3 protein-coding genes and 1 pseudogene are annotated in these 3794 nt (G+C 63.1%); 1 reads left to right on the top strand and 3 read right to left on the bottom strand.

Annotated elements, in window-relative coordinates:
- Positions 1-177: 177 nt before the first annotated feature.
- From fusA to rpsL, 3 genes are all read right to left on the bottom strand, one after another.
- The gene (gene fusA, locus AX690_RS01900; RefSeq protein WP_066683705.1) at positions 178-2256 is read right to left on the bottom strand and encodes an elongation factor G; all 2079 of its coding nucleotides are present in this window, start codon (positions 2254-2256) and stop codon (positions 178-180) included.
- Positions 2257-2372: 116 nt separating this feature from the next.
- Positions 2373-2846: a 30S ribosomal protein S7 gene (gene rpsG, locus AX690_RS01895; RefSeq protein WP_004624018.1), complete on the bottom strand. Its 474-nt coding sequence runs from the start codon at positions 2844-2846 to the stop codon at positions 2373-2375.
- A gap of 12 nt (positions 2847-2858) precedes the next feature.
- Entirely contained in the window at positions 2859-3230 is a 372-nt protein-coding gene (rpsL, locus tag AX690_RS01890; protein WP_004624021.1) for a 30S ribosomal protein S12, read from the bottom strand.
- A 23-nt stretch (positions 3231-3253) separates the two neighbouring features.
- On the opposite strand from rpsL, the pseudogene AX690_RS21950 reads away from it, so the two are divergent.
- A pseudogene (locus AX690_RS21950) lies at positions 3254-3516 on the top strand (hypothetical protein).
- The last annotated feature ends 278 nt before the right edge of the window (positions 3517-3794 follow it).

The raw sequence follows: 3794 nt of genomic DNA, 5'->3' as shown, positions 1-3794 counted from the left end.
GATGGTGCCGATGTTGCAGTGCGGCTTAGTACGTTCGAACTTTTCCTTGGCCATCTTCTTAGCTCCAGGACCCCAGAGGGGCCTTCAGTTGATTGGACTACTTCTGGGGTGGGCTGGAGAGGACTTGTAGAAAGCCCTCTCCCATCCGCGTCTAGGCTTTATCCCGAAGGACTGGGCTTAGGCGTACTTCTTGATCACTTCGTCGGCGACGTGCTGCGGCACTTGCTCGTAGTGATCGTATTGCATCGTGAACTGGGCGCGGCCTTGCGACATGCCGCGCAGGGTGTTCACGTAGCCGAACATGTTGGCGAGCGGCACGAAGGCGTTCACCACCGTGGCGTTGCCACGCATGTCCTGGCCCTGGATCATGCCACGGCGGCTGTTCAGGTCGCCGATGACCGAGCCCAGGTATTCTTCCGGCGTCACGACTTCCACGGCCATGATCGGCTCGAGGAGCTTCGGGGCGCCCTTTTCACGCAGTTCCTTGAAGGCGGCGCGCGAGGCGATTTCGAAGGCCAGGACCGACGAGTCGACGTCGTGGAAGGCGCCGTCGATCAGGGTGGCCTTGAAGTCGATGACCGGGAAGCCGGCCAGCAGACCGTTGTCCTTCACCGATTCCAGGCCCTTCACGACGCCCGGGACGTATTCCTTCGGAACCGCGCCGCCGACGATGGCCGACTCGAACACGAAGCCCGAACCCGGCTCGCCCGGCTCGAACACCAGCTTGACGCGGGCGAACTGGCCCGTACCGCCGGTCTGCTTCTTGTGGGTGTAGTCGATCTCGGCCTTCTTCGAGAGGCTCTCGCGGTAGGCCACCTGCGGCGCGCCGATGTTGGCTTCGACCTTGTAGGTGCGCTTCAGGATGTCGATCTTGATGTCGAGGTGCAGTTCGCCCATGCCCTTCAGGATCGTCTGGCCCGACTCGTGGTCGGTCGAGACGGTGAAGGAGGGGTCTTCAGCGGCCAGCTTCTGCAGGGCGACGCCCAGCTTTTCCTGGTCGGCCTTCGACTTCGGCTCGACGGCGATTTCGATAACCGGGGCCGGGAACTCCATGCGCTCCAGGATGACCGGCGACTTCAGCGGATCGCACAGGGTGTCGCCCGTGCGGGTTTCCTTCAGGCCGGCCAGGGCGACGATGTCGCCGGCGTAGGCTTCCTTGATGTCCTCGCGGTTGTTCGAGTGCATCAGCAGCATGCGGCCGACGCGCTCGCGCTTGTCGCGGGTCGAGTTCATCAGGGACATGCCGGTTTCCAGCTTGCCCGAGTAGATGCGGCAGAAGGTCAGCGAACCGACGAAGGGGTCGTCCATGATCTTGAACGCCAGAACCGACAGGGGTTCGTCGTCCGAGGCCTTACGCTCGACTTCGGCTTCGGTCTTGAAGTCGATGCCCTTGGTCGGCGGGATGTCCACCGGCGAGGGCAGGTAGTCGACGACGGCGTCGAGCAGGGGCTGGACGCCCTTGTTCTTGAAGGCCGAGCCGCAGAGGATCGGATAGAAGGCGCCGGTCAGAACGGCCTTACGGATGCACTTCTTGATCGTTTCTTCCGAGGGCTCTTCGCCGCCCAGATAGGCTTCCATGGCCTCGTCGTCGAGCTCGACGGCGTTCTCGATCAGGTAGTTGCGGGCCTCGAGGGCCTTGTCCATCAGGTCGGCGGGGATCTCTTCGTCCTTGTAGGACGCGCCCAGACCGTCGTTGTCCCAGACCACGGCCTTCATGCGGACCAGGTCCACGAGGCCCTTCAGCGAGGACTCGGCGCCGATCGGGAATTGGATCGGCACGGCCTTGGCGCCCAGACGGTCGCGGATCGACTCGACCGACTTGTCGAAGTCGGCGCCGATCTTGTCCATCTTGTTGACGAACACGATCCGCGGAACCTTGTACTTGTCGGCCTGACGCCAGACGGTTTCGGTCTGCGGCTCGACGCCGGCGTTACCGTCCAGCACCGTCACGGCGCCGTCGAGGACGCGCAAGCTGCGTTCGACTTCGATGGTGAAGTCGACGTGCCCGGGGGTGTCGATGATGTTCAGGCGCTTGCCGTTCCAGAAGGCGGTCGTCGCGGCCGACGTGATCGTGATGCCGCGCTCTTGCTCCTGCTCCATCCAGTCCATGGTCGCGGCGCCGTCGTGGACTTCGCCGATCTTGTGCGACTTACCGGTGTAATACAGGATCCGCTCGGTCGTGGTCGTCTTACCGGCGTCGATGTGCGCCATGATGCCGAAGTTGCGGTAGTCTTCGATTTTATGCGTGCGGGGCATAGCGATCGCTCTGCGAAACGGGGCGGCCCTGGACGGACACGACCGGGATTAAACGTGCGGCGCGGGCGGTTTATCTCAAACCGCCCGCGCCTGAAAGAGTGCTGGGAGCGAAAAGCTTACCAGCGATAGTGCGAGAACGCCCGGTTGGCTTCCGCCATCTTGTGGGTGTCTTCGCGCTTCTTCACGGCGGTGCCGCGGTTGTTCGAGGCGTCGAGCAGCTCACCGGCCAGCTTTTCGGTCATGGTGTTTTCGCCACGCTTGCGAGCGGCGGTCACCAGCCAACGGATGGCCAGGGCGCGGCGACGGTCCGGACGGACTTCAACCGGCACTTGGTAGGTGGCGCCGCCAACGCGACGCGACCGGACTTCGATCGCCGGGGCGACGTTGTCCAGAGCGGAGTGGAAGGTTTCAAGCGGACCTTGGTCCTTGCGCTTGGCTTCCAGGATGTCGAAAGCGCCGTAGATGATGTTCTCGGCGACAGCTTTCTTACCTTCGTACATCACGTAGTTCATGAACTTCGTGACGACCAGGTCCCCGAACTTCGGATCCGGCAGAACCTGGCGTTTCTCGGCGCGACGGCGACGGGACATTCTTCTTCTTCCTTACTTCGGACGCTTGGCGCCGTAGAGCGAACGACGCTGCTTACGATCCTTGACCCCTTGGGTGTCGAGGACGCCGCGCAGGATGTGATAACGGACGCCGGGCAAGTCCTTGACGCGGCCGCCGCGGATGAGCACCACCGAGTGCTCCTGCAGGTTGTGACCTTCGCCCGGGATATAGCACACGGCTTCGATGCCGGTGGTCAGACGGACCTTGGCGACCTTACGCAGAGCCGAGTTCGGCTTCTTCGGGGTCGTGGTGTAAACGCGGGTGCAAACGCCGCGACGCTGCGGGCAGCCCTTCAGGGCGGGCACCTTGTTCCGGACCGGCTTCGGGGAGCGCGGCTTACGGATGAGCTGGTTAATGGTAGGCATTAAGTCTCTGCTCTGATGGAAGCGTGTGCCTTTCGGCCGAGGCGCTTCAGGTCCTTGTCTTTGTTGTTCTTGGTTCAAGGCTCCGCTTGGAGACCCGATAAACACGAAACTCGCCGGGACGCGGGAAGCATACCGGCGGGTCAGGCCCCTCCAGGACGAAAGCCCTCAAGGAACGTAGGCTCATCAGGACGGACGCGAACGACCGCCTCGAAAAAGAGCGCGGTATTTACTCGCGAAGGAGCCTTACGTCAATCGCCTGTTCCCGCGTCGGTTAATGGCCGCTTAACGCTGGCGCCACGGTCAAGATTCCGCCACTCCAGGCTGTGCAGGCTCGTCTTCAGCGAGAGCGGCTTGTTTCGGCCGACGTCCTATCCATGTGGGGGAGACAGGCGGGCTTTGGAAGGGCTTTGGCGAAGGGCTTCGGGGAAGGGCGTTTGGCGAGCGGCGTCATGATCAGGACGGCGGACAGGCGCCAAGGGGACGGGCGCCAAGGGAGCGGATGGCGGGCGGCGATCTTGGCCGGCTCGCTGCTGCTGCACGTCCTGCTGCTGGCCTGGCTGGCCC

The organism is Caulobacter sp. CCH9-E1 (assembly GCF_001556515.1).
Lineage (GTDB): Bacteria > Pseudomonadota > Alphaproteobacteria > Caulobacterales > Caulobacteraceae > Caulobacter.
Note: the sequence above shows the minus strand (reverse complement) of the source record. Positions and strands in the feature narration are given on the sequence as shown.